This is a genomic window from Chryseobacterium sp. AC405b (genome assembly GCF_979258685.1).
Genome location: NZ_OZ409877.1, coordinates 3370335 through 3396611, shown reverse-complemented (window position 1 = coordinate 3396611; position 26277 = coordinate 3370335). Strand labels below are relative to the sequence as shown.

Here is a 26277-nt window from a genome sequence, read left to right as displayed (position 1 = left end):
ACCCCACGAAACTCATAAACAATATTAACACTCAAACTCGTTAAGACTCAAGCTAAAAACTATAACCGTTTTTCGTACCCAATTCCAAAATAGATTTTTCAATCGCTTTTCCTAAGTCGTCACCTTCAGAACTTCCACGTTTTTTCATTTCAGCATCAATGTAGGTTTGTCTCTGTTTGGCTAGAATTTCAATTTCTTTCTGAATTTTTTCCCGGTCTGCAGATTTTTGAGCAACTATTCTGTTAATTTCATCTTTACTTTTCCCTTTTAGCTCAGAGGGCAATTCCTCTTCTCTGATTGATGAAATGTAACTTTTGTCTTTTTCAACCTTATCCACCAAATCCCAATGGTCATTTTTGTAGGCATTTTTCTTTGATTTACTAACTGCTCTTTCAACAGCATTGGAAGCCGACTGCATTTCTGCATTAGAATCTTGTGCAGTCTGTTTGCTTTTCATTTCAGAACCGCGATTTCCGTAAGAAATATATGTATCATTCAGTTTAGAATTATATTGAGATATTTTCACATCATAAGGCGTTTCAATATAAATGACTTTTCGGTCACTATCAATATTAAAGAATTTCCCATTTCCCAGGCTGGCTCCGTTTTGCCAGAAGGTTTGAATTCCTTCATCACGGCTTCCGCAGAAAATAGTATTTGTATAAATGTTTTTACTTTTCGCTTTAGAAATCACATCTTTATAATTGGTTTTTCCTTGGTCAAATGCTTCATTGCCTGCAATATAAATCAGTTTCATGCTTTTTTCGTTTCCATCCCAATTCAGTTTCATCGAGGCATCACGTATGACTGCACCGCAATATTCGCTTCCGCCGTTGGTTCGCAGGGAAAAGAGTTTTTCAGAAATTAAATCTAAATCCTGCGTCAGCGGAGTCACCTGTCTGATGAAATTTTCATCTATTAAACCGTCATTTCCGTATTCGTAAAGCGCAATTTCAACTTGAGGAGCTTGTCCGTTATACTTTAAAGTCGTTAAAGTATTTACGATATTCCAAAGTCTTGATTTTGCCTGGTCAATTAACCCGTCCATACTATTTGACGTATCCAGAAGCAACGCTACCTGAATTTTATTATCTTTAGAAACCATCATTTGTGGGGGAGAAGAAATATTACTTTCTACAACTTCTCTGTTGTTGGTTTTATTGCTGCAACGGATGTCTGAAGGGTTGCTGAAATTTAAAAAAGATGCAGCACCGATTGCTAATGTTAAGATTTTAAAAGTTGTCATGATTCTAAGATTTTAAAGGATTTCGTATTTAGTTTTAATGCTGTATTTCAGCTTGATGTTTTCAATGTTATTAAAAGAATAATCTGCACTTTGTTCTGCAGCTTCCATCTGTACATTGGCCACTTTGCTTCTGTAGGCAACCGGAAGAACAGAATCACTCATGTAATCTTCGATCTCAATAATTTCGATGGGGTTTCCAACTTTTTTACCGATACTTTCCAAAAGATAATCTGCTTTTTCTTTGGCTGCTTTCAGAGCATTGATCTTAACTGTTTTTCTGAAATCTGCAATTTTTGTATTTTTAATTTCAGCAATATTCAGATTGCCTACCCATTTTTGGTTAAGATCCTCGAAGAGCTTGTTCACATTAGTTTTAGCACTTGCTTTAAACTGAAAACTTTTGGTGAATTTGACAGTTTTTGAGTACAAATTCTGATTCATCGACTGAAATTTGATGTCCTCATTTTTTACGCCATCATTTTTTAGAGTTTCAAATAAGAGTTTTTCGTATTCTGCCAGTTGATTTTTGTTATCGGCTTTGATTCCGATGTTGAAGATGATTTCATCTGGTTCTATTTCCATTTCCGCAACTCCGGTTACTTCAATTGCATTTTTCTTTACTTCCTGCGCATTCATTAAACTTCCTGCTGCAAAGACTCCGACTAATAAAAGATGTTTCAGTTTCATATGTAATTATTTATTGTTCTTTATTTGTCATATGTTATCGCTTCTTCTTTATGAGTATTTGTGTTTTCAAACGAAGGCGATTTCATAATTTCCTGTTTTAAATTCTAAAGTAAAATTAGCCAGATTTAAAACTGAAATTGGGCAGACTTGGTGAATTGTGGTTTTCACTTGGTGAGATTTATCTGTTTTTCTTAAAGTCGTATTTTACACTCAGATTGATCATATACTGAATTCCGATTTCTGGATTTTCATCGTTGATAACCTTGTCATAACCAGAATATTTTACCCCTTCATAATAAAAAGTTTTACCCTTTCTTTCGAGCTTTTTTATATAAGAATCATTGTTGTAGTTTCCTCGTACAACGTCAAAATCTGAACTTTCATAAGCTGTATATTGCTGATATTGAGTATTTGGGAATACATAAGAAAAATTGGAGTTGGCAATTGGAGTTCCGATCAGTTCACGATGAAATCTTCCAAAATAATCATCTTTTTTCCTGTTGATAATTGCATGAGCTTCTTTAAGGAGATTTTGGTGAATGTCTTCAATATTGTTGTTGAAGTAATCAATTTTAATAACATCATAGATTTGAAAATCAGATGCTTCATAAATAATTTTTTCAATTTTCGCATGATTGTTCGTATTGATTATGATGTTTTTCTTAATCTCAAATCCTTTAATTTTCTGACTCACAATTTTTTGATTATTTTCAACATTAAAATCATAAACCTTCGTTTGAGATATAAAATCTACATATACATCTTCTTTTTTTATTCCTAATGAAAGAAGTTTTTTAAGAAAATTTCCGATTCGTAAGTTGATGTTTTCAATTGCTCTTTTTGAAGTATCTGCCTCTTCGTTTAATCCTAAAGTAATTTTAAACCGATCTGCTTTCTGATTAAGCAAAACACTAGCAGTGATTGTTAAGGTAGAATCTGTCGCATAAAAATGTTTAGACTCAGGAAAATAGCTGGTGATCTCATTATAAGAGTTTTGTTCTCTGTAAACACGGTTTCCGGACATTTGAGCTTTGGTGAAAGTGAATAATGAAATTAGTAAAAAGAAAACGGTACTTATTGATTTGTTTAAAATTGAAATACTTTTCATGATAATTAAGTTTTAAATTATAGGGCAAACTTAGTCTTCTCCTGAACCGGATTTGCAGTCTACTTGGTGGAGTATAATTTTCACTTGGTGAAAAAAATATTTCAAAAATGTCAATCTATTTTCAATATGCTTACATAGATTTAGCAAAATAGTCAGCAATATTTTTAAATTTAACTGTAACAATTTTTCTGAATTACTACTAACTCTATAGAGTTGAAACCATGACCTCAGAACAGGAATTTTTACATAAAATCGAAAAACATAAAGGAATCATTTTTAAGATTTCTAAAATGTATATGGATGATAAAAACGACCGCGATGATCTTTTTCAGGAAATAACTTATCAGGTCTGGAAAGCATATTCAGGTTTCAGAGGAGAAAGTGAATTTTCTACCTGGCTGTACAGGATCGCTTTGAATACGGCAATCGTTTTCTTAAAATCGGAAAAGAAAAGAAGCTTTATCAACAACGAAGATTTTACAGATTATAAAATTGTTCAGGATGAGTACGATCACGAAAAGGAAGAAAAACTTTCTGATATGTACAAAGCCATCAATCAATTAAATCCTATTGATAAGGCTTTTATGTTCTACTATCTGGAAGATTTTTCGGGCAGAGAAATCGCTGATCAAATGGGAATTTCTGAAGGAAATGTACGGGTGAAAATGAACCGCGCCAAAAACAAACTGAAAGATATCTTAAACTCAAAATAATGAGCAATTTTTAAAATCAAGACAATGAATATAGATGATCTCAAAAATACATGGAATGACGATGTTTCAGACGAAACACCCGAAATCAGCATCGAACATAAAAATAAAATCAATCTTCCGCTAGAGAAAATCAGAAAAAATATGAGAATGGAATTTTGGTCAACAATAGCAATACTCATTTTTGGGTTCGCTCTTGTCTGGATTTCCGTTCCGGAAGCCCCGTTTAAATTTAAGTTTTATTTGACCGTATTGCTGTTTTCAATGCTAATTGTCGTGTCATTTTTCTTTAGTAAGTTTTTTAAACTATACAAAGATATTGGCAGCCCCATGCTGAAAACGTATGATTCTCTGAAGGATTTAATGTATCAGTTTGATCTGAATAAACAGTATTATCTTTCGTTTATACTCTCTTTCATACCATTTTTGGTGTGTGAACTGATTATTGTAATCGAATTTATTCCTCACCGCAAACCTTTAAGCAATTTGCAAACGGCAACAACGATTATTTCTATGCTTGCAGTGGGACTTTTCGGACTTTATTTACTCGGAAAATACTGGTACAGAATTTTTTATGGAAAATATGTTCAGCAGATTGAAAATCTTTTGATTGAGCTTAAAAAATAAATTTTGAGTTTGATTTTGGGAGGTTCGGCGAGCCTTTGGCTCGCCGAACCTCCCAAAATCACTGCGTATAATACGCTGGAAATTCTCTCATGATAGAATACAAATCCCGCCATTCGAAATATCTCGGAGCTGCACTTTTCACATTTTCAAAACCCTGATCTTTAAAAAGTTTTTTTGTCCGCGTCACATGAAAATATTGTGAAACAACGAGGATGTGGTTAAATTTATATTTCTTCTGGAATTTTAAAGTATTTTCGACGGTTAATCTGGTGTTATCTCCATGGTTATCAACTAAAATTACAGAATCAGGAATTTCACTTTTGATCAGATATTCCTTCATTTTAGAACCTTCAAAAAATCCTTCTTTACCTAAACCTCCACTAACAAGAATTTTTTTGATACGATGATTTCTGTAAAGTTCAATTCCGGTTTCCAGACGCTGTTTAAGCCTTTCAGACAATGTTCCGTCATCGTTTACTTTACTTCCAAGGATTACAGCAATGTCCGCATTTTTACCACTATCAGACAATCCATCAGTGAAGATGTAAATCGTGTGAGCTAAAAACCAAAAGATGATCAGAGCTATAATAATTTTTAGAGATTTAAATAAATGTTTCATCTTCCCGCAATTTACAGACTTTATTTCTTTGGAATTTACTTTTTATCCAATCTAATTCTATATTTTAATTGACTTATTTTTTTAATTAATTATTAAAAAAATTAATTAAAAAAAAGTAATGTTTAATGCTAATCGTCATATTAAAATCAGGTCACCATAAAACGTGCAGAAATTGATACATTTGAAATTACATACTATTAAAAAATGATTTATTTTATCTTCATTATTGCACTAATTGTTGCGCTCACATTCATCATAACTTCACAACAGGTTTTTGGTGCAGAACCCAATGGAAAACGTCTGGAAAGAATGCTTCAGTCTGAACATTATACAAATAAACAGTTTCAGAATTTGAGCTTAACACCATCATTAGCGGAAGGATACAGCATGCCCAAAGTGATGTTTGATTTTCTTTTTGGTAAAAAAGATCCTTTTCTCAAACCTCATTACAAGGTTCCTGCAATTCACACTGATTTAAAAAATCTTCCGAAAAACGAAGATGTATTTATTTGGATGGGACATTCTTCTTATTTTATACAATCTGACGGAGTTTCTTTTTTGATAGATCCGGTTCTAAGCAGTTACGGCTCACCCTTCAGGTTTTTTAATAAAGCTTTTGCTGGTTCAGATTTATTTAAACCGGAAGATATTCCTGATATTGATTATCTCGTAATTACGCATGATCATTATGACCATTTAGATTATCCCACTGTCAAAGCAATCAGATCAAAAGTTGAAAAAGTAATCATGCCTTTGGGAGTCGGAGCACATTTTGAAAGATGGGACTACAATGAAAATCAGTTGATTGAAGAAGAGTGGGGTGCTTCACTTGAGCTTAAAAATGATATTAAGATCACTTTTACGCCGGCAAGACATTTTTCTGGAAGAAAATTCCATAGAAATAATACATTGTGGACTTCTTATGTGCTGGAAACTCCGACAAAAAAAATATTTCTTGGTGGTGATAGTGGCTATGACACGCATTTTAAAATGATTGGTGAAAAATACGGACCATTCGACTATGCAATTATGGAAAACGGACAATACAATCCCGCCTGGAAATACATTCACGCATTGCCGGAAGACGTTATTCAGGCAAGTATAGATATTCAGGCGAAAAATATTATTCCTGTTCACTCAGGGAAATTTGCTTTGGCTCTTCATCCTTGGAATGAGCCACTTCAAAAAGTAACGAGTTTAGGAAAAGAAAAAAACTTACAGATTCTCACACCAAGAATCGGGGAAATTTTAGATTTAAATAAAAGCAATAACCATTTTCCAATCTGGTGGGAGTAGTTAATCGTGCCAGATTCCTTTATATCGTTTAGGATGATTTTCCAGTTGCTGTCTTACAAAATCGCATTCCGGGTCGATCATTAAATCTTTTTCTTCGGCATAACTAACCAATCTATCCAATAAGAGCTTGGCATATCCGTGACCTTCAAAATCTTTATCAATTTTGGTGTAGTAAACATTAAGCAGTCTTCCGTCAATAGAAATCGACATATAACCCGCTTTTTTATCATCTAATAATATCTGCAGTTCGTCCTGATAAGGTGATATTTCAAATTTTATATTCTCCATAATTTTTGAGTTTTTATATAGATGTGATATTATCAATTCTAAAATTACGAATTATAATAATAAGATGATTGTGTTATATTGTTTTTAATATAATTTATATTTATTAAAAATTGAAAAATCAATAATTAAATATATTGAAGTTCATCATAATAAAATCACCACTATAAGCCTGAAATTTTATGAAATGTTTTAAAAAATTACCACACATTTAATTACTCTAACAAGTTTTTCGGACATCTGTTTTTGATTTGGCATTAATATTGAAACTGTATAAGTAAGAAATCTTTAAAAGTGAAAAAATGAAAAAAATATTAATAACAGCATTATTCATCGGAACATTTAGTTTGGGATATGCGCAGTCAGATTACTACAACGATTATAGAAGAAGTGTAACAGACGTTAATTGGCAAACAGTAGTTTCCGATTTGTTACTTTCAACAACACAAGCCAATCAGCTGAACGCTCTGAATAGCAGATATAATGATTATAACGGTTGGAATAGAGTATATGCAAATAATCCTGACAGATGGACTATAGATCGTTATTCTGAGTTGGAAAGAATCATGGGACGTGACAAATATGTAAAATTTAAAACTAAATATTACAAAGGAAAAAATCCTGTAGCAGTCTACAATCGTAATAAAAACAACGATAAAAGATATAAGCACATGGAGAAAAAGTCTAAAAACTACAAATCAAATGGTAAAGCCCATAAAAATAAGTAAACTCATATCCGTATAAATATTATTAAAATGAAATGATTGTTCGAAAGTTCAGTCATTTTTTGTTTTTTATATTAAGTTATCATTTTACCTTTGCAAAGATAAAATCAGCCTGTAGATGGGCATACTTACCATGAAAATTCTTCAGTCAAAAAATCAGTTTATTGCTACCATATTGGCCTTTGCCGTAATTCCGATGTCGGGTCTGGCAACAGATATTTACTTACCTTCTATGCCGAGTATGGCTACAGAACTGCATCAGCCGGAGAGCAGCATTCAGCTTACGCTTTCTATATTTTTAATCAGTTATGGTCTTACCCAGTTTTTTGCTGGTAGTGTTGTAGATTCATTCGGGAGGTTTAGAGTTTCAGCGATTTCTTTAGCGTTGTTTGTAGTGAGTTTTCTGATAACTGCTCTTACCAAAGATATTATGGTGATTTATGCTATGCGTGTTTTACAGGGTATTTTATCAGGATTTGCAGTCGTTTCGAAGCGGGCATTTTTTGTTGATGTATATGATGGCGAAAAACGAAAACACTATTTAAGTATCATGACCATTGTTTGGTCAGTCGGGCCTATCATTGCACCATTTATTGGTGGTTATCTTCAGAAATTATTCGGATGGCAATCTAATTTTTATGTTTTAGCAGGCTACAGCTTAATATTATTGATTTTAGAATTAATATTTTCAGGTGAAACCTTAAAAGTTAAAAAGCCTTTCCAATTTAATGCAGTACTCAAAGAATACGATTTGATGTTCAGAACCAAAGATTTTTTCTACGGAATGTTGATGTGCGGAGTAAGTTATGCAATGGTAATTTTCTTTAATCTCTGCGGCGCGTTCATCATCGAACATAAAATGGGGTATTCTGAGGTGGTTGCCGGTTACGTCTCCTTGATTCTTGGTTTTGCATGGATGACCGGTGGCTTTTTAGGAAAAGCTCTCATTGAAAAAGCATTTTTACCCAAAATTCGTTATGCTAATTTTATTCAGATCTTTTTAATTTTAATGATGATTTTCTGCTCTTTCTTTCTGAATAATATTTACACTTTAGTCGCATTTGCATTCGTTATTCATGTGACGGCAGGTTTCATTTTTAATAATTATTTTGCGTACTGCATCGGAAGATTTCCAAATTCTGCAGGTGTTGCAGGGGGCTTAACAGGTGGAGTAGCGTTCATCATCACATCAGCAATCAGCTACGGAATTGTCGCAATCATCAAACCGGAAATTCAGCTTCAGGTGGCGGAAGGATATTTCGTTTTGGGAATTTTAGGCCTTATAATTTTAAGTATCACTAAATTAAGAAAAGCACACGCATGATTTTTAGGAATTATTAATTTGCACTAAATAAAAAATCCAAGAAAACATATCTCAAAATTATAATCAGTATTACAATGTCAAAAATAGAAATCGCTTGCTTTAATCAAGAATCAGCCATTATAGCCTTCGAAAACGGAGCCGACAGAATAGAACTTTGTGACGGACTTAGCGAAGGAGGAACAACCCCGGATTTTAACATTACGAAAGAACTTAGAGAAAAAATAAATATCCCAATTTTTGTGATGATTCGTCCGCGTGGTGGAAATTTTACGTATTCTGATGAAGAATTTGGACAGATGAAATCAGATTTAATTCAATTAAAAACTTTAAAAGTTGACGGTTTCGTTTTTGGAATTTTAAACGAAAATGATGAGGTTAACGCACAACAAAATAAAGAATTGGTTGAATTGGCAAAACCCTATCCATGTACATTTCACAGAGCTTTCGATCGTACAAAAGATTTAGAAATAACCTTAGAAAAAGTCATAGAATGTGGCTTTAAAACGATTCTGACTTCCGGTCAGAAGCCCAACGTTTCAGAAGGAAAAGAAAATTTGAAAAAACTGGTAGAATTATCAAACGGAAGAATTGAAATTCTTGTAGGCGGCGGTCTGCGTTCCACAAATGTTGAAGAACTCAGGGAATTTACCAAAGCAGAATATTTCCATTCTTCTGCGATTACAGATGGTGGTGCTTTTGCAAATGCCGATGAAATAACAACATTAAAATCTAAATTGAAGTAAACTGTCATATTTTGAGTAAAATCTAAAACCGGTCACACAATTTTTCTCTCTCAATCAAAATCCGTATTTTTGTGCATCTAAAAAGTATATGAAAGAAATGAATTCCTACAAAAATCCATTGGAAGAGCGCTATTCCAGTGAAGAAATGTTATTTAACTTTTCTCATAACAACAAATTCCGTACATGGAGAAAGCTTTGGATCGCTTTGGCTGAAATTGAAAAAGACCTTGGTCTTGACATCACAGACGAGCAGATTGCAGAGTTGAAAGCCAATGCCGAAAACATCGATTATGATAAAGCAGCAGAGTACGAGAAGAAATTTCGCCACGATGTAATGGCTCACGTTCACACATATGGTGATGTGGCGCCTTCAGCAAAAGGAATTATCCATTTAGGAGCGACTTCGGCGTTTGTAGGAGACAACACAGATTTAATTCAAATCCGTGACGGACTATTAATTCTAAAGAAAAAATTAGTCAACGTAATGAAAAATCTTGCTGATTTTTCTATTCAATATAAAGATTTACCGACTTTAGGATTCACTCACTTCCAACCCGCTCAGTTAACAACCGTTGGAAAAAGAGCGACACTTTGGTTACAGAGTTTGGTTTTGGACATCGAAGAGCTTGATTTCTTTTTAGAAACATTAAGATTCAGAGGGGTAAAAGGAACTACCGGAACGGCTGCAAGTTTCTTAGAACTTTTCAACGGAGATTATTCTAAAGTTAAACATTTAGATAAAGAATTATCAAAAAGATTCGGTTTCGAAAAAGTTTTCGGAGTTTCCGGACAGACTTATGACAGAAAAATCGATGCAAAAGTGGTGGCTTTATTAGGAAACATCGCTCAATCTGCCCATAAATTTACAAACGATTTACGTCTTCTTCAAAATCTTAAAGAAGTTGAAGAACCATTCGAAAAAAACCAAATCGGTTCATCAGCAATGGCTTACAAGCGTAATCCAATGAGAAGCGAAAGAATCGGGGCTTTGGCAAAATACGTCATGTCTTTGACGACAAGTTCCGCAATGGTTGCTTCTACACAATGGTTTGAAAGAACATTGGACGATTCTGCAAACAAGAGATTGACAATTCCACAGGCATTTCTGGCTGTTGATGCAATTCTATTGATTTGGAATAATATCATGAACGGTATCGTCGTATATCCGAACAGAATCAATAAACATATAGAAGAAGAACTTCCTTTTATGGCGACAGAATACATCATTATGGAAGAAGTGAAAGCTGGTGGCGACCGTCAGGAAATCCACGAAGTAATCAGACTTCACTCGATGGAAGCTTCTAAACAGGTGAAAGAAGAAAGGTAAAGAAAACGATCTGATCGAAAGAATCTTAAATGATCATTCTTTAAAGCTTGATAAATCAAAATTAATGGAAGTTTTGGATCCTAAAAACTTTATTGGTTTTGCACCCATTCAAACGGAGGAATTCATCGCCAATGAAGTGCAGCCAATTCTGGATGCAAATAAAGATTTGATAGGATTAAAAGCTGATCTTAAAGTGTAAATTTTATGCAGTCTTTGGGCTGCATATTTTATTTGAAACTTTAAATAAATAATATTCCGTAGGAATAAAATCTGTGTAGAAAATATATCGCTATAAATACGCATTTCTTAGGAATGCTGTCTTTATAAGAAAAATAAATCTAAATAAAACTGACATCTAATGTCTCAAAACAAAAGAATTTTCGTAGAAAAGAGAGGAATTTTCGATGTAGAAAGTCCAAAAATTTTTGATGAAGTAAAAGCGGTGGTTTCGTCGGTCAAAAATGTGAAAGTGTACAATGTGTACGATATTTTCAATTTGAATAATGGTGAATTCGAAAAGGTGGTCAACAGCACTTTCGTAGATCCGGTTACCGACATTTTGCACGAAGAAAATCCGGGCAAAGGAATCTGTTTTGCAATGGAATTTTTACCTGGACAATACGACCAACGTGCAGATTCTGCACAGCAATGTATTGCTCTGCTAACTGAAAATGAGAAGTCTAAAGTAAGAAGCGGTAAGCTCATCGAATTTGAAGGAGTTTCTGAATCTGATTTGGCGAAAATCAAAGATCTTCTCATCAATAAGGTTGAATCTCAGGAAAAAGATTTAACCATTTTAAATATTCCTGCTGATGAAACTCCTTCTAAAGTTTTAATTCACGATAACTTTATTAGCTATACAACTGAAGAGCTTACCAGCTTTTATAATTCTCACGGTTTTGCATTGGGGTTAGACGATTTAAAATTTATTCAGGAATATTTTAAAACCGAACAGAGAAATCCTACAGAAACGGAACTTAAAGTTTTGGACACGTATTGGAGTGATCACTGCCGTCATACAACGTTTGAGACAGAATTGTCAAATATTGAGTTTGAAGGACAGTTTAAACATACATTGGAAACTATTTTCAATGATTATATCGAAAAAAGAAAATTCTTAGGACGCGAATTGAAACCAATTTCCTTAATGGATTTGGCGACTGTTTGCGGAAGATATTTCCACAAGACAGGCAATCTGGAGAACTTGGTGGTTTCAGATGAAATTAACGCTTGTACCATCCAGATCGAAGCTGAATATGATGGTAAAAAAGAGCCGTGGTATTTATTATTCAAAAATGAAACCCACAATCACCCGACGGAAATTGAACCTTTTGGTGGTGCTTCTACTTGTTTAGGCGGAGCAATCAGAGATCCTTTGTCCGGACGTTCTTACGTTTTTCAGGCGATGAGATTAACGGGTGCTGCTGATGTTTTGGAACCTGTAGATCAAACATTACCGGGGAAATTGCCTCAAAAAACCATCACAAAACAGGCGGCAAACGGATATTCTTCTTACGGTAACCAAATCGGTTTGGCAACTACAATGGTTTCCGAAATCTATGATGAAGGTTACAAGGCAAAAAGAATGGAAGTAGGTTTCGTTACCGGTGCTGTTCCTGTGGATTGGGTAAGACGTGAAAAACCTTCAACAGGGGATTCTATTATTATTTTAGGAGGTGCAACAGGTCGTGATGGTGTTGGCGGAGCAAGCGGAAGTTCAAAAGAACAGGACGAAACCTCTATCCACACGATGAGTTCTGAAGTTCAGAAAGGAAATGCCGTTGAAGAACGTAAAATCCAGAGATTATTCAGAAATCCTGAAGTGACCAGACTGATTAAAAAATCAAACGATTTCGGAGCTGGTGGAGTTTCTGTCGCCATTGGTGAAATCGCTGATTCTTTGGAAGTTAATCTGGATGTTTTGCCATTAAAATATGAAGGTCTGAACGGAACCGAGCTTGCTATTTCTGAATCTCAGGAAAGAATGGCGGTTGTAGTTGAGCCAAAAGATAAAGAGCAGTTCATTAAATTCTGTGAAACTGAAAACATTGTAGCTGTGGAAGTTGCAAAAGTGACAGATTCCGGAAGAATGCAGATGTTCTGGAAAGGTGATAAAATTGTTGATCTTTCAAGAGAATTTCTTGATACCAATGGCTGTTCTAAAAGCCAGGAAGTTAAGATTACCCATCTTAATGAAGTGAATGAAGAAACTCAGACTTTTAACGAAGAAAATTTCTTGAAAATCTTAGCTGATAAAAACGTTGCTTCTCAAAAAGGTCTATTGGAAATGTTTGATTCATCCATTGGTGCGACTACGGTTGCGATGCCTTTAGGGGGAAAATATCAGCAGACTTTAATGGAAGGAAGTGCTCAGACATTACCAATTTTAGGAGCGAAAAATATTGAAACGGTTTCTTTCGCAAGTTGGGGATTTGATGCGGAAATTTCAAAGCAAAACTCACTTTTAGGAGCTTCTTATGCAGTGGTTGAAAGCGTAGCGAAAATCGTAGCAATGGGTGGCGATCACAAAAATATCAGGTTAAGTTTTCAGGAATATTTTGAGAAATTAGGTCAGAACCCTGAAAAATGGGGCAAACCTTTGGCTTCTCTTTTGGGAGCTTATGATGCTCAGATGAACCTTGGTTTAGCCGCTATCGGAGGTAAGGATTCGATGAGTGGAACGTATCAGGATCTGAATGTTCCGCCAACATTGATTTCGTTTGCTTGTGCTAATGGAGAAAAGAAAAATGTGATCTCCCCAGAATTTAAACAGGCTGGAAATAAACTGTATTTCTTCAATCATATTCCTCAGGAAAACGGACTTCCAAATTATGAAAATCTGAAAGCTGTTTTTGAATTGATTTTCGAAAATATAAAAGCCGGAAAAATTGTTTCTGTAAAGACAATGAAAGAAGGCGGGGTTGCTGTTGCGCTGGCAAAAATGAGTTTCGGGAACAGATTGGGAGCTGAAATTACAGTTGATGAAAAAACTTTATTAACTAAAAATATTGGTAGCTTAATCATCGAAGCTACTGAAGAATTAAGCTCTGTTGATCTTCAATTAATTGGTGAAGTTAAAGATCATGATATTTTGAAAATCAATAATTTGAGTTTCGAAATTGAAAAATTACTTGAAGCAAATACCAAAACATTTGAAAATCTTTTTTCAACCATTGAAAAAGAAAAAATAACCGTTGAATTGGATTCAGAACTGAACTCAATCAACCCAAGAAATATCACTATTAAAAAACACGGAATTGCTCAGCCAAGAGTTTTTGCACCTGTTTTCCCGGGAACAAACTGTGAATATGATACACTCAATGCTTTCCAAAAAGAAGGTGCATTGGTAAGCAGTTTGCCGTTAATCAATATCAATCATCATTTGCTTGACGAAAGCATCGATGCATGGGTGAAAGAAATTAAACAGTCACAGATTTTAGCATTCTCAGGAGGGTTTTCCGCAGGTGATGAACCGGACGGTTCTGCTAAGTTTATCGTGAATGTCTTGAAGAATGAGAAGATGAGAAATGCCGTTCACGAATTGCTCGACAGAGACGGAATGATCATCGGGATTTGTAACGGTTTCCAGGCGTTGGTAAAGTCAGGTTTGCTGCCTTACGGAAGAATCAAAGATTTGGATGAAAATTCTCCTACTTTAGCTCACAATGCGATCAGAAGACATATTTCTCAGATGGTTAATGTAAAAGTGCTGAATGACGAATCACCTTGGTTAAAAGGAATGAAAGATCAGGTTTTCACCATTCCTATTTCTCACGGTGAAGGTCGTTTTATGGCTTCGGAAGAAGAAATCCAGAAGTTATATGAAAACGGACAGATTGCTACTCAATATCTGGATTTAGATGGAAACATCGCTCACGGAATGCCATTCAATCCAAATAATTCTTTGTTCGGAATTGAAGGAATAACGAGTCCTGATGGAAAAATCTATGGCAGAATGGGACATCCGGAACGTTTTGCCGAAGGCTTGATGAAAAACATCCCCACTGCAAATTACCACAACATATTCAAAAACGGAGTTGAATACTTCAAATAAAAATAACAATGAAATGGCTGTCATCAATGGCAGCCATTTTTCTGATTTATCAGGATTTTACGAAGAAGTTTCGAATGTTTTGATGAAAGATACCGATTGGAAAGTTGGAACTTTAGATGGTTTTGACGATATCCTTTACGGGTTTCAAGGAGAAATTATTTGGAAAGATTCTCAAAAATCTAGAAAAGATTTAGGATTTGAAGCGACGAATGAATTTTACGAAAATAAAGTAAAGCAAGGGAAACCTTTCAACATAGAGCTCATTCAGCAAAAATTGGATGAATTGATTGCTGGAAAAGGACAAACTTTGTTTGATATTTTAATCGAAATCATACAGTCACACAAAAATATTATCTTGGTTTTGGAGTAAGTTTGTTTTTAAAAAATCAGCCTAATGTATTTCCAATATACAAAAACTCCCACAACGATAGATGTTATAGCAATCAAAGTGACGGCTCCTGCAGAAATATCCTTGATAAATCCAATTCTTTTATCAAATTCCGGTTGAATAATGTCGCAAATCTTCTCGATTGCTGTGTTGAAAATTTCAGCACTTAAAACTCCAATAGAAACCGTTAAAACCAAAACAGTATCAATGCTGGAAAGATTTAAATAAAAAATTAAAAAAACATTTACCAGTAAAGCTACCACCTCAATCTGGAAATTTCTTTCAGATTTCAGCATCATGAAAATACCACGAAAAGCGTTCATGAAACTTTTATAAACAGGAGGTTTTCTCATTTTAAAAAGATGTTCGGCAAAGATAGTCGGAATAAATAATTTCACGAAAAATAAAATTCTTTTTTGATAGTTGTTAATAACTCGCTCTATTATTCTTTTCTATCTGTTTTCTATTTGTTATATTTGTAAAAACTTATTTTTAAATCTATGAAATTTATTATTTCAAGTGGTGAACTTCAGAAAGCATTGCAAACTGTAAGTGGCGTAATATCAAGCTCTCAATCGAGACCGATTTTAGAAAATTATCTTTTTGACCTTAATCAAAATGATTTGACCATTACAGCTTCTGATGGCGAAACAACTTTAATAACTTCTTTGGAGGTGAAGTCTGATGATGCGGGCAAATTTGCTGTTCCTGCTAAAATTTTTCAGGATTTTATTAAAACATATGGTGAACAGCCTCTTACGCTTGTTGTAAAAGACAACGCAGAAGGTACAGGGAGTCAGTTGGAGATTTTAGATGAGAAAGATAATTTCGCCGTTGCACTAGACAATGCAGACGATTATCCTGAGCTTCCGGAATTTGATGCTGCACAAAGCGTAACCATGCCTGCAGGAGTTTTATCCGAAGCTTTAACCAACACACTTTTTGCTACAAGCAATGATTCACTTCGTCCTGTAATGACGGGAGTTCTATTCCAGTTTGGAGAAAACGAAACCAACTTTGTTTCCACAGATTCTCACAGATTGGTCGTGTATAAAAGAACAGATTTGATGAATGCAGAGCCAATGGAATTCATCATGCCTAAAAAACCGTTGAATATTTTTAAAAATATTTTGGCAAGTTCAAATGAAGACATCACAATCGACTTCAATGAGAATATGGCTAAGTTTACTTTTGGTAAACATATCTGGATTTGTAGATTAATTGATGGAAAATACCCAAATTATACGGCAGTAATTCCTAAGGAAAACCCGAATGTTTTGACGATCAACAGAAATTTGTTGCTAGGAGCAATCAGAAGAGCTTCTATTATGTCTAATAAATCAACAAATCAGGTTAGATTTAAATTATCTGCAAACATTCTACATCTTCATGCAGAAGATACAGAATATGCAAACAAAGCAGATATGCAAATTCCTTGTGACTATAACGGTGAAGATATCAATATCGGATTCAGTTCTAAATTTCTGACAGAAATGTTGGGTATTTTAAGTGCAGACGATATTACAATGAAAATGTCTCAGCCAAACAGACCGGGAATCATCGAACCTCTTGACGGTCTTGAAGAAAATGAAAATATCTTAATGTTATCAATGCCGGTAATCGGATTATAATATTTAATTTAAATAAATATTAAAAGAGGTTGTTTTTCAGCCTCTTTTTTGTTTTTTAAACTCAGTTGAAAGGTTAAAAATTTCTCTGTTTCTCAAAAAAACACGACATTTGTAACTTGAAAAAATTCAAAATAAATTTTCAAAATTAAAGGATGAAAATATCAAATAACTGGCTGAAAGATTATATCAAAACAGAGCTGAAATCTGAAAGAATAGGAGAGTTTCTTACAGACATAGGTCTTGAGGTAGAAGGAATAGAAAAATTTGAAAGCATCAAAGGGAGTCTGGAAGGTGTAGTGGTAGGGAAAGTTTTAACCTGCGAAAAGCATCCGAATGCCGATAAATTAAATAAAACCACCGTAGACGTTGGAAACGGAAAAATTTTGAATATCGTTTGTGGTGCTCCGAATGTTGAAGCAGGACAAACTGTTCCCGTTGCTGTTGTTGGTACAAAAATCTATGATAAAACCGGAAACTTTTTTGAAATCAAGGAAGCTAAAATAAGAGGTGAAGTTTCGCAAGGAATGATCTGCGCTGAAGACGAATTGGGATTAAGTGACGATCACGGCGGAATTATGATTCTGGATGAAACCAAATATGAAGTTGGAAAGAATTTTTCAGATTATTTTGAATTAACAAATGACGAAGTTTTTGAAATTGGTTTAACCCCAAACAGAACCGATGCAATGTCTCATTATGGTGTTGCCAGAGATTTGTACGCTTTTCTTTCCACTAATCAGCAGAAAGGTGACTTTGAAAAAATAGCTTCTGTAACTTTAAATAATGAAGGTACACACGAATTTACATTAGAGGTTGAAGATGCTGAATTAACGCCAAGATATATCGGAGCGGTCATTGAAAATGTAAAAGTTTCAGAATCTCCATCTTGGTTGAAAGACAGATTGAAAGCCATAGGCTTGAGCCCGATTAACAATATTGTAGATATTACCAACTATATTCTTCACGGTTTTGGTCAGCCGCTTCACGCTTTTGATGCCGATAAAATTGCAGACAAAAAAGTGAAAGTAGGAACTGTTGCTGAAGGAACAAAATTCACGACTTTAGATGGCGTTGAAAGAACGCTGAACGGTTCTGAAATCATTATTAAGGATGGACAAGACAATCCTATGTGTATCGCCGGAGTTTTTGGAGGTGCGAATTCCGGAGTTTCAGGCGAAACAAAAACTATTTTCCTGGAAAGTGCTTATTTTAATCCGGTTGCAGTAAGAAAAGCAGCTAAAGCTCACGGTCTGAATACCGATGCTTCTTTCAGATTTGAAAGAGGAGTAGATCCTAATATTACGAGAACTGCCATTACTCATGCGATCAAAATGATTCAGGATTTAGCTGAAGGACAATTGGTTGGAGATCTTTTGGAAGAATATCCTAAGAAAATTGAAGATAATTATGTCATCATCAGATTCTCGAAAATCGAGCAGATTTTAGGAACGAAAATCCACAGAGAGAAAGTAAAAGAGATTTTAAAAGCACTTGAAATTCAGGTTCTTAATGAAATTCAGAATGGTTTTGAGATTTCAGTTCCTGCTTACCGAGCTGATGTGACAAGAGAAATCGATGTCATTGAAGAGATTTTAAGAATTTACGGATACAATAAAATTGAAGCTCCGCAAAAGATTTCTTTCACGCCTGTGAAATTGAATGCAAAGGATCAGGACGAGCTGGAAAACAATTGGGCGAGAACATTGCAGGGCTTAGGTTTCAATGAAGTAATGAACAACTCATTAACTTCGGTTAAAGATGAAACTGACGCCGTAAAATTGTTGAATCCGTTAAGCAATGATTTGGCATTCATGAGAAAGTCTTTATTGGAAGGACTTTTACAGAATGCAATCTATAACATCAACAGAAAAAATCAGGATATCAAATTCTTCGAATTTGGAAAGATTTACCATAAAAAAGAGAAGTACGAAGAAAGAAAGCAATTGGCTATTTTAGTAAGCGGAAGAAATGTTTCTGAAAACTGGTTACAGCCAAAATCTACAACAGATTTCTACAACTTAAAAGCATTTGTAAAAGTTTTATTAGAAAAATTATCTGTTAACTACAAAGAAGTTGCCTTGTCTGATGACAGGTTTTCTGATGCTTTAGCATACGAATCTGAAGGTGAAACGTTAGTAAGAATCGGGAAAGTTGCCCCTCAGATGCTGAAAGATTTTGATATTGAGCAAGATTGTTTCTATGCGGAAATCGAATTGGAATTAGCTCAGAAATTACGTTTCAATAAAGAGTTGAAATTTAATGATATTCCGAAATTCAACAAAATAAGAAGAGATTTGGCGTTGTTGATAGACAAAAATATCACGTATCAGGAATTGTATCATACGGCAAAGAAGAACAAATCTCCATTCATCAAAAATATCAATTTATTTGATGTTTATGAAGGCAAAAATCTTCCTGAAGGCAAAAAGTCTTATGCGATGAGTTTTGAATTATTAAATGAGGAAAAAACACTGGAAGAAAAGGAAATTTCTGCAGTAATGGATTCTTTGATTAAATCTTTTCAGAAAGAATTCAATGCTGAACTGAGATCTTAAATTTATTGTTACATAAATCATTTATATGAACATAAAACGGGCTTCGGTTCGTTTTTTTATTGGATATTTATTAAAAATATTTTTTAATAATATAATTTCCGTAAATTTGGTTTAAATCAGAAAAGCAGAATAAAACGGATGTTAAATTCTTCTTTTAAAAATGAAATCTAAAATGAAAAAGATCTTTTTAAGTTTGTGTACGGTTGCAGTTTTGGCATCGTGCGGAACAATGTCAAATACTACTGCTTCAAAAGTGGGGAAATCTCAGCCATCAATTGCCAATACAAAATGGACTTTAGCGGATAATGTGAAAGGTAAAACACCAACGTTGAATATTGATGGAGCGAAAGTAAACGGAAACGGAGGATGCAACAGTTATTTCGGAACATTATCTACAGATGCTGCTTCAGGAACTTTTACAGCATCTCAATTGGGTTCTACCAAAATGGCTTGTGAGAATATGAGTGTAGAGCAGAATTTCATGAGTATGATGGGGAAAGTAAATAAATATGTGGTTTCCGGAAATACTTTAGAATTGTATCAGGATAATCTTTTATTATTGAAATTTAATAAAGCTGAATAAAATAAAAAAAGGAACTCAAAATTGAGTTCCTTTTTTTATGAGTAAAAAATTCTTATTCTTCGTCCTCTTCGTCGTCGTATTTTGCCAACTCTTCATCACACCATTTGAACGCCGCTTCCACTACTTTTGTAGCCTCATCTGCCATGGTTTCTTCATCGTCGCCTTCTAAATCATCCAACCACTCAACTTCTTCTTCCTCAACATTCAATATGAATCTTGGATATTCTGTATGAACTACAAATAAATCTTCAGGAAATTCCGAATTGTCTGCTAATAAAAACTTTGGTAATTTCATTTTTTTAATGTTTAAACTTTCTCAAAGATAAATAAAATTATTGGTATTTGTTCTTGTCAATTTTAATTTTTTGTAAAACTTTATGCTTTGTCAGGGTCGTTTTTTGTAAAGTATCTGAAGGTTTAGAAGTCAGTGTTATATTAGAATTTACGGTGCTGATGAGCTCTGCAATCTGTACTTTTTCTAAATTTTTTTCTTCGATCACATAGAATTTTAGCGGAATGTTATACAGCTTTTCCTTCTTTAGATATTCGGTAACTATTTTTCTGTTTTCAAGATAATTTCCTGTGGATAACCATGTAAAAAGTGCTCCTGAGCAGAGACTCAAAATTCCGATCAGATAAACTTTTTCACCGAAAATGTTAAATAATTTACTAAAATAGATCAGCCATAATCCGATAATGAATGGTGCTAATAATCTATAATCCAAGGGATTTACGGGATAGAAATATTGTACAAAATAAGAACATACAATTCCGCAAATTCCAATGAATATGTAAAAGATTTCAGTTTCTGATAATTTATATTTGATAAAAATATAAACGATCATCAGTATGTTTAAAAATCCGATTCCATAAATTGCGTAATTAATTTTTCCGCCGTTAGGATCTGAAATATGAATGAATGGATTAAAAGTAGTGGATAATCCCTGAAAGAATTCAGTCAACAGTTTAGAAGTAGGATATAAGCCGATAATGAGTGAGTCTTTTATATAATTTTCGTTGAAATAATCTATGTAGAAAAATTTAAATAAAACGACAAATGCAAAACCTAAAGTTCCGGAAATAATAAATACTGAACTGTATCTTTTCTTCCAGAAAACCAACCCGAACAAACCAGTCGCACCGATGATGAATAGAGAACTGTAGCGGATATTGTAGAGAATAATGAGCAAAAGGGAGAGATAAAATATCCCTTTCCATTTTGATAATTTTTCTGTCAAAACCAAATGAGATGCAAATAAAAATATCACAACGAAAGGCAATATGAGCGCTTCACTCATTGTAAATGAAAATATCGACAAGAAGCTGAAAAGAGAACATACGATGACCGATTCTCTGAAATAAAATTTTTGCTTCCATGTGATAAAAATGATCAAAAGAAATCCTAAAATCCCAACAATTTTGCTGCTCCAAAATTCATCAGTTCCCAGAAAAGTAAAAAACTTTATACTCAAAGGATATCCTGCCGGAGTTGTCGTATTATCTATTTCCGGAAAAACATGAGCAAATCTTAAAAAACGTATAGAATCGGGATTCACACGACCTTTTTCATTCAATAAAAAACGTAAAATGGTCATCATTAAAGTGATGATGACCATTGTTATTTGGATGTGTTTTTCTTTAAATCTTATTAAGTTTGAAGACATTATCTGATAGATTGCATGGGTTTTTCAAATTTATAACTCAAACGCAGACAAGTTTATTTTGAAAACATTTTTGCTACTTTTTCAGCTTTTTTACTTTCAGAATAATCGTAAAAACCTTCTCCTGACTTTACGCCTAATTTTCCTGCCATAACCATGTTGACCAACAATGGATTTGGAGCATATTTTGGATTTTTAAAACCATCGTGCATTACATTTAAAATCGCCAGACAAACATCCAAACCAATAAAATCGGCTAACTGAAGAGGTCCCATCGGATGAGCCATGCCTAATTTCATAACAGTGTCAATTTCTTCCACTCCTGCAACGCCGTTATAAAGCGTTTCGATGGATTCGTTGATCATGGGCATCAAAATTCTATTGGCAACAAATCCCGGATAATCGTTTACTTCAACAGGAACTTTACCCAGATTTTTACTCATTTCATAAATAGTATCAAAAGTTTCTTTTGAAGTAGAGTAGCCTTTGATGATCTCAACCAGTTTCATAATCGGAACAGGATTCATAAAATGCATTCCGATCACTTTATCTGCTCTTTTGGTGGCTGCAGCAATTCTGGTAATAGAAATTGAAGAAGTATTTGTAGATAAAATACAGTTCTCAGGTGCAAACTCATCCATCTGAGCAAATATTTTCAGCTTCAGGTCTTGATTTTCTGTTGCCGCTTCTACCACTAAATCTGCATTGGTTACAGCATCTTTCAGCTCGGTAAAAGTTTTTATGTTGCCTAAAGTTTCTGTTTTTTGTTCTTCAGTAAGGTTTCCCTTTGCAATTATTCTGTCAAGGTTGGTGGTAATGGTTTTCACTCCTTTGTCGAGAGCATCCTGAGAAACATCTACTAAATGTACACTATAACCGCTTTGTGCGAAGGTGTGTGCAATACCATTTCCCATGGTTCCGGCTCCGATAACTACAATGTTTTTGATCATTTTTATTATTTAATTAAATTATATTTATAAACAGTCAGGTTTTTAATTGACGACAATTTTGCTTTGGTAACGAGAATCGAAGAATCCACATTCACCATTCCGTCACTGCCTTGGTTTCTTTTGGTATTTTGTGAAGCAATAGCTGTCTTAAGTCCTTTTATAAAACTGGTTTTTTGAGTTTTTGAAAGGGGATCAAGTCCGATGTACAGGTTAAATTCACCTTCTCTTCCTAATCCCGGTTGTTGAAGAACTTCAAGAGTTTTTGTTTTGTTCTTTTTTTGAAACTGTGAAATATAGCTCATAACCGGCGCAGTTGAGGGTGTTCCGCAACAAATGCTTGAATAACTTACCTGCAGGTAATGATCATTTTTCTGAGCCAGAAGAAAAGTGCTGCAGAATAAAAGGAGTATTGAAATTATATTTTTCATAGATGAATGTATTGTTGATGAAGAATTCAGTTATGTGATTTCATAGCCTAAAAATAAGCTTTAAAATTTACTTATTAAAATCATCCCAAACTGCTTTCGAAATGTCTGAGATTATTTTACAGTTTACTGCATCAGATTCTGTGGAATTGCTTACAAATACGGCAATTGCGTAATGTTTTCCGTTGGGTAAGGTTACAATGGCAATTTCGTTTTCTGCACCCGTCAATCCCGCATCGTTTTTACCTGAAGCTCCCGTTTTTCTGGCTACGGGTGTGTTTTTTGGAAGCTGCTCTACCAATTTGTTTTTTCCTGTGGATGTCGAGAGCATTACTTTCATCAGATAATCTGTTGATTTTTTAGCAAGCAATTTTCCGTCATAGAATTTTTTTAAAACATCTACGGCAGATTGTGTTGTGCTGTAATTTTCATACTGTACTTTCCAGTCTTTGTGCATTTCTGCTTCATTGTATTTGATTTTAAATCCTTTTATCCCTTTAGAATCCATAAATTTCTGAACAGTTTTCGTTCCACCCAGCAATTTCAGCATAATATCACAGCCATTGTTATCACTTTTGGCAACAGTAAATTCCAGAATTTCACTCAAAGGAACCTCAACGCCACCGTTGGGATATTGATCCCGAAGCGGAGACCAGGTGTTTTCAAGCAAATCAGATTTGTCAAGGTAAATTTTTTGGTCTAATGAAAGTTTTCCCTGATCAACAAAATCAAGAACTGCTGCTGCAATATGAAATTTAAAAACACTCTGCATAGGAAGTTTTCTGTCTGCATTTCTATTATAAATAAAGTTGTTTTCAAAGCCTAAAACCGAGACTCCGACAGTTGCTTTTTTATTGAAAAGAATTACATTGATTTTATTATGTAAGTTCAATTTTTGACCAAAACTGAAGATTGAAATCAAAAGAAAAATAAGTCCTGTTTTTTTCATATTAAGCGTTTAAAAAATCCTTCTGGAAAGAGAAGGATTTTGAATTATTTTAAAGGTTAAATTTACACCATCCTGCCCATACCCATAATCATTATACCTAAGAATATCAGAATATAAATACCAAAGACTATGATCGTCAGAATCCCGATAAACTTGTAATGAGATTTTAAATATTCAAAAGATTTTGTAAGATTTGCCTGATTATTTGCTTCGATAGCAAATTTCATATTTGAGCTGAATTTATAAAGATAATTGATAGGGATGAAATACAGTGCCGCAAAAATTAAATAGAAAAGCGCAAAAAAAGCTCCTCCGCCCATTGGTAGCATGCTGTTGTAAGAGCTCATAGAAGCTCCGGAAATCAGCATAAAAATAGCTGCAAGCACCATAAAACCAATACCGATATAACCTAGAATTGCTAAAAAAGCAGTCCATTTTGCAGCTTCTTTAAGAAAAAGTTTTCCGGCATTACTGATTCTTAATTCATCAAATTGTTCAAAAGGAGATTTTGTTTCCATGTAATATTAATTTTTCAGGAAAAATACTTAAAATAATTTAAATTCTGCAAGGTGTGATATGAGTTTTAGAAAAATAAATCGAGTTCACATTTAAAGTATTTATTTCAATTCAAAAGAATTGATGTTAATACCATCGTTTTCGAAATAAATCCTGATTTTATTTTCACCTTTTTTTAAATTAATTCCTTTTGTAGAAGCGGTTTTCCAATTTTCATTTCCTCCTGTGGACTTTAACGATAGTGTTGCTAATTGCTTTCCTGAGGTATCTTCAATCCTGATTTTTCCGTCTTTACTGTTTGCATATTGTATGTTTAAACTATAGGCTTTATCTGTTTTTGAATTGATGGTATACTGAAGCCATTCTCCACTTTCTGTTTTTCCAACATAATATTGGTTATCTTTTGTTTTATAAATATCAACACCGTCATTTCTGAACTGATTTCCAGAATTCCATTCTGATCTTTTTGCGGGATCACTCACCCAAAGATTAATGAAATCTTTATCCTGATAAGCAGAACCTATTCTGCCCAAATCATAATCTGTTGCATAGATTTTCCCCGGAATCTGATGATTTTTGAATGGTTTTGTTGATGCATCAGTTGTTTGTCTGAACATCGCATCAATAACATCATTTTTTATTTCGACCTTGCTGAATTTATAATTCTCAGCGATATTCATCAGTGCTTTTGCAGCAAATTCTTTTGAGGGTTTTTCGCCTCCGTTTTTCCAGTAGTCTAAAAGTTTTTGATATTCAGGGCTGATTTTTACATTGGTTACTCCTGCAATATTGTCGATTTTTTTCATTGGCCAAAAGGCGTAACCGATATTATGCTGATCCAGAAGCTGGATTAATTCTGTAAACCAGACGTTTGAATTTTCCCCTGTTTCGCCCAACCAGATTGGCATATTGGATTTTTCTCTGAGGTTTAAAGCAAATTGTAATGTTTCATCATTATTGTAATTCCAATATTTGTGGAAACTGAATGCCATATTGTTATCCCAAATCGGGATCAGTCCGTTATAATTATTTCCCCACCCGTTTCCTTCAAGAAAAATAATATGTTTTTTGTCGACTTCACGAATGGTCTGTGTAATTTCTTTCTGCAATTTCCAAAGCGGAGCATTAGACATTTCATCGGTTCCGTTCGGGTTCTTTCCGGTGAAGTTGATATTCGGTTCGTTGATTAAATCATAACCACCAATCCATGGCTCATCTTTGTATCTTTCTGCTAGTTTCTTCCAAAGAGCAATGGTTTTTTTCTGATTTTCTTCGTTGTCCCAAAGTGACGGTTTAGACTTGTCATTGTCAGAAATATTGGCATCATTTCCCTGTCCACCTGGAGCAGCGTGGAGATCCAGAATCAAATATATCTTATTATCTTTACACCATTTCAATAAATCATCAGTCATTTTAAAACCTTCTTCCAGCCATGTATTCTGACCTTTTACCGGTTCTTTTTCAATGGGTAAAGTATAGAGATTATAGTGCATGGGAAGTCTTACAGAATTGAACCCTGACTTTGCCAAAAAATCAATATCGGCTTTCGTAACTCCGTTTCTGAGATATGCTTTGTAGAAATTTTCCATTCCTTCCTGACCAATCAGTTCTGCAATTTTTTCTTTAATTTTAAATTGAGGCCCGGCAAAATCTGCAGTTTTCAGCATATAGCCTTCCTGTAACATCCAGCCTCCAAGTCCTAACCCTCTTAACTGAATATTTTCACCTTTATCATTAACAATCTTTTTTCCTTCAGTCTTTAGTAATTGTGATGTCCCAAATTGAGACAATAAAAGTGCAGACGTTAGAATTACTTTTTTCATAGGTTTTATATTTTAAATATTAAGGGGATTTTTAAGGTTGAATTT

Annotated in this window: 24 protein-coding genes and 1 pseudogene; 12 read left to right on the top strand and 13 right to left on the bottom strand. The window is 34.1% G+C overall.

The annotated features are described in order from the left end of the window. Window positions 1–52: 52 nt before the first annotated feature. The 3 genes from ACZZZA_RS16095 to ACZZZA_RS16085 form a co-directional block, all read right to left on the bottom strand. Window positions 53–1246, bottom strand: a complete 1194-nt coding sequence (locus ACZZZA_RS16095; RefSeq protein WP_463433486.1) for a vWA domain-containing protein — start codon at window positions 1244–1246, stop codon at window positions 53–55. A gap of 12 nt (window positions 1247–1258) precedes the next feature. Beyond that, the gene (locus tag ACZZZA_RS16090) at window positions 1259–1933 is read right to left on the bottom strand and encodes an SIMPL domain-containing protein (protein ID WP_463433484.1); all 675 of its coding nucleotides are present in this window, start codon (window positions 1931–1933) and stop codon (window positions 1259–1261) included. Window positions 1934–2111: 178 nt separating this feature from the next. After that, a complete protein-coding gene (locus tag ACZZZA_RS16085; protein ID WP_463433482.1) occupies window positions 2112–3041 on the bottom strand; it encodes an SIMPL domain-containing protein in 930 nt (309 codons plus the stop codon). 221 nt (window positions 3042–3262) lie between these two features. On the opposite strand from ACZZZA_RS16085, the gene ACZZZA_RS16080 reads away from it, so the two are divergent. Beyond that, window positions 3263–3754, top strand: a complete 492-nt coding sequence (locus tag ACZZZA_RS16080; protein WP_463433481.1) for an RNA polymerase sigma factor — start codon at window positions 3263–3265, stop codon at window positions 3752–3754. Between the two features lie 24 nt (window positions 3755–3778). Beyond that, complete coding sequence (locus ACZZZA_RS16075) at window positions 3779–4378, top strand: hypothetical protein (RefSeq protein ID WP_463433479.1); 600 nt, start codon at window positions 3779–3781, stop codon at window positions 4376–4378. Between the two features lie 58 nt (window positions 4379–4436). Here ACZZZA_RS16075 and ACZZZA_RS16070 read toward each other — a convergent pair whose 3' ends face one another. After that, window positions 4437–4997 carry a YdcF family protein gene (locus ACZZZA_RS16070; RefSeq protein ID WP_463433477.1) on the bottom strand — a complete coding sequence of 187 codons (561 nt, stop codon included), beginning with the start codon at window positions 4995–4997 and terminating at the stop codon, window positions 4437–4439. Between the two features lie 204 nt (window positions 4998–5201). On the opposite strand from ACZZZA_RS16070, the gene ACZZZA_RS16065 reads away from it, so the two are divergent. Beyond that, window positions 5202–6293 (top strand): MBL fold metallo-hydrolase, encoded by a 1092-nt coding sequence (locus tag ACZZZA_RS16065; protein WP_463433475.1) that lies wholly within the window; start codon window positions 5202–5204, stop codon window positions 6291–6293. Here ACZZZA_RS16065 and ACZZZA_RS16060 read toward each other — a convergent pair whose 3' ends face one another. After that, a complete protein-coding gene (locus ACZZZA_RS16060) occupies window positions 6294–6581 on the bottom strand; it encodes a GNAT family N-acetyltransferase (RefSeq protein WP_463433473.1) in 288 nt (95 codons plus the stop codon). Between the two features lie 299 nt (window positions 6582–6880). Between ACZZZA_RS16060 and ACZZZA_RS16055 the strand changes: the two genes are divergently transcribed. From ACZZZA_RS16055 to ACZZZA_RS16030, 6 genes and pseudogenes are all read left to right on the top strand, one after another. After that, the gene (locus tag ACZZZA_RS16055) at window positions 6881–7306 is read left to right on the top strand and encodes a hypothetical protein (RefSeq protein ID WP_463433471.1); all 426 of its coding nucleotides are present in this window, start codon (window positions 6881–6883) and stop codon (window positions 7304–7306) included. 115 nt (window positions 7307–7421) lie between these two features. Continuing rightward, the gene (locus ACZZZA_RS16050; RefSeq protein ID WP_463433469.1) at window positions 7422–8627 is read left to right on the top strand and encodes an MFS transporter; all 1206 of its coding nucleotides are present in this window, start codon (window positions 7422–7424) and stop codon (window positions 8625–8627) included. 74 nt (window positions 8628–8701) lie between these two features. Beyond that, a complete protein-coding gene (locus ACZZZA_RS16045; RefSeq protein ID WP_463433467.1) occupies window positions 8702–9370 on the top strand; it encodes a copper homeostasis protein CutC in 669 nt (222 codons plus the stop codon). A 97-nt stretch (window positions 9371–9467) separates the two neighbouring features. Beyond that, window positions 9468–10896: pseudogene (gene purB, locus ACZZZA_RS16040) on the top strand (adenylosuccinate lyase). 159 nt (window positions 10897–11055) lie between these two features. Beyond that, complete coding sequence (locus ACZZZA_RS16035; protein WP_463433465.1) at window positions 11056–14751, top strand: phosphoribosylformylglycinamidine synthase; 3696 nt, start codon at window positions 11056–11058, stop codon at window positions 14749–14751. A 13-nt stretch (window positions 14752–14764) separates the two neighbouring features. Further along, window positions 14765–15121, top strand: coding sequence for a barstar family protein (locus ACZZZA_RS16030; protein WP_463433463.1), 357 nt, complete (start codon window positions 14765–14767; stop codon window positions 15119–15121). An 8-nt stretch (window positions 15122–15129) separates the two neighbouring features. On the opposite strand, the gene ACZZZA_RS16025 is transcribed toward ACZZZA_RS16030, so the two are convergent. Continuing rightward, on the bottom strand, window positions 15130–15492 hold the full coding sequence (locus ACZZZA_RS16025; RefSeq protein ID WP_463433461.1) for a diacylglycerol kinase family protein: 363 nt from the start codon (window positions 15490–15492) through the stop codon (window positions 15130–15132). A 147-nt stretch (window positions 15493–15639) separates the two neighbouring features. Here ACZZZA_RS16025 and dnaN point away from each other — a divergent pair, with 147 nt between their 5' ends. The 3 genes from dnaN to ACZZZA_RS16010 all read left to right on the top strand — a co-directional run bounded on the left by dnaN (window position 15640) and on the right by ACZZZA_RS16010 (window position 19908). After that, the gene (gene dnaN, locus ACZZZA_RS16020) at window positions 15640–16770 is read left to right on the top strand and encodes a DNA polymerase III subunit beta (protein ID WP_463433459.1); all 1131 of its coding nucleotides are present in this window, start codon (window positions 15640–15642) and stop codon (window positions 16768–16770) included. Window positions 16771–16922: 152 nt separating this feature from the next. Beyond that, window positions 16923–19325, top strand: a complete 2403-nt coding sequence (gene pheT / locus ACZZZA_RS16015; protein WP_463433457.1) for a phenylalanine--tRNA ligase subunit beta — start codon at window positions 16923–16925, stop codon at window positions 19323–19325. A gap of 172 nt (window positions 19326–19497) precedes the next feature. Next, window positions 19498–19908, top strand: coding sequence for an META domain-containing protein (locus ACZZZA_RS16010; RefSeq protein WP_463433455.1), 411 nt, complete (start codon window positions 19498–19500; stop codon window positions 19906–19908). Window positions 19909–19960: 52 nt separating this feature from the next. On the opposite strand, the gene ACZZZA_RS16005 is transcribed toward ACZZZA_RS16010, so the two are convergent. From ACZZZA_RS16005 to ACZZZA_RS15975, 7 genes are all read right to left on the bottom strand, one after another. Further along, entirely contained in the window at window positions 19961–20203 is a 243-nt protein-coding gene (locus ACZZZA_RS16005; protein ID WP_129536633.1) for a hypothetical protein, read from the bottom strand. 37 nt (window positions 20204–20240) lie between these two features. Further along, window positions 20241–21572 carry a hypothetical protein gene (locus ACZZZA_RS16000; protein WP_463433452.1) on the bottom strand — a complete coding sequence of 444 codons (1332 nt, stop codon included), beginning with the start codon at window positions 21570–21572 and terminating at the stop codon, window positions 20241–20243. A gap of 53 nt (window positions 21573–21625) precedes the next feature. After that, window positions 21626–22516: a 3-hydroxybutyryl-CoA dehydrogenase gene (locus ACZZZA_RS15995; protein WP_463433803.1), complete on the bottom strand. Its 891-nt coding sequence runs from the start codon at window positions 22514–22516 to the stop codon at window positions 21626–21628. Between the two features lie 8 nt (window positions 22517–22524). Then, window positions 22525–22947 carry a hypothetical protein gene (locus ACZZZA_RS15990; RefSeq protein ID WP_463433450.1) on the bottom strand — a complete coding sequence of 141 codons (423 nt, stop codon included), beginning with the start codon at window positions 22945–22947 and terminating at the stop codon, window positions 22525–22527. Between the two features lie 67 nt (window positions 22948–23014). Beyond that, window positions 23015–23893, bottom strand: coding sequence for a CGA/CIA family class A beta-lactamase (gene bla-A, locus ACZZZA_RS15985; RefSeq protein WP_463433448.1), 879 nt, complete (start codon window positions 23891–23893; stop codon window positions 23015–23017). Window positions 23894–23955: 62 nt separating this feature from the next. Further along, window positions 23956–24411, bottom strand: coding sequence for a hypothetical protein (locus tag ACZZZA_RS15980; protein ID WP_463433446.1), 456 nt, complete (start codon window positions 24409–24411; stop codon window positions 23956–23958). Window positions 24412–24510: 99 nt separating this feature from the next. Continuing rightward, a complete protein-coding gene (locus ACZZZA_RS15975; RefSeq protein ID WP_463433444.1) occupies window positions 24511–26232 on the bottom strand; it encodes a cellulase family glycosylhydrolase in 1722 nt (573 codons plus the stop codon). Window positions 26233–26277 lie beyond the last annotated feature (45 nt).